Genomic DNA, 614 nt, shown 5'->3' on the forward strand with positions numbered 1-614 from the left:
TATAGTCAAACTACTTTATTATCCATACAGGATTCGAAAAAAACTCGAAATAATTCATCGACTGAGTCGATCAACCATTCTTTACGCTTACGTTTAACCCATGCCCACATCTGTTCTATAGGATTTAAATCAGGGCTGTATGCAGGAAGCCAAAGAATTTTATGCCCTTGTTGTTCCAATAACTCCAGAATATCTGCTCTTTTATGAAATGCTGCATTATCCATAACCACTACACTATTTTCAGGTAATGCTGGTATGAGGAATTGCTCAATCCAAAAATGAAAAACATCTGAATTGATTTTGCAGTCAAATAAACCTACTGAAAATAAATACCCTTTATGGATTGCTCCAATGGCATTGGTCTGATTCTTTAATTGCCAATTATATTGCCCTAAACAGGGTACTCCTTTTCGTGAGTAGCCATGAGGTCTGTAATCATGTGACTTAAAACCACTTTCATCCAGATAAATAATCGGGTGGGTTTTTTCTAATTCATTCACTTGCTGAATAAATTTATCCCTAAGCTTTGTATCTGCTTTAGGATGGCTTAACGTCTTTTTTTAACTGTAATATTTAAGCGCTTTAATGCAGCACCAATAGATGAAACACCACAA

1 pseudogene is annotated in these 614 nt (G+C 35.3%); it reads right to left on the bottom strand.

From position 1 onward, the window contains the following. Positions 1-5: 5 nt before the first annotated feature. Positions 6-542: pseudogene (locus tag AC1P5O_RS16785) on the bottom strand (IS630 family transposase); the annotation flags it as partial. Positions 543-614 lie beyond the last annotated feature (72 nt).

It is taken from the genome of Prolinoborus fasciculus (genome assembly GCF_056724605.1).